We start from the raw sequence: 253 nt of genomic DNA on the forward strand, positions 1-253 counted from the left end.
TCACGCTCAACGGACTCCCGCTCTACACGTTCGTCAACGACAAGTCGATCGGCGACGTCACCGGTCAGGCGTACGGCGGGATCTGGTGGGTCGTCGGAGCCGACGGGGCGAAGATCGCCGGCACGTCCTCGTCGTCGTCCTCAGCTCCCGGAACGGGCTACTCGAAGTGAGCGCCGCCCGCGTGCGCGCTCAGGCGAACGCGCGGGCGTGCTCCACCAGCCGGTCGAAAGCCGCATCCAGGTCCGGGTCCACG

1 protein-coding gene is annotated in these 253 nt (G+C 69.2%); it reads left to right on the forward strand.

Annotated features, from left to right (window positions below; translation table 11 throughout):
- The coding region (locus tag SB719_RS21490) for a hypothetical protein (protein WP_412159935.1) at nucleotides 1-170 on the forward strand (170 nt) is incomplete at its 5' end.
- Nucleotides 171-253 lie beyond the last annotated feature (83 nt).

It is taken from the genome of Pantoea sp. SIMBA_079 (genome assembly GCF_046940275.1).
In the GTDB taxonomy this organism is placed as follows: Bacteria; Pseudomonadota; Gammaproteobacteria; order Enterobacterales; family Enterobacteriaceae; genus Pantoea; species Pantoea borealis.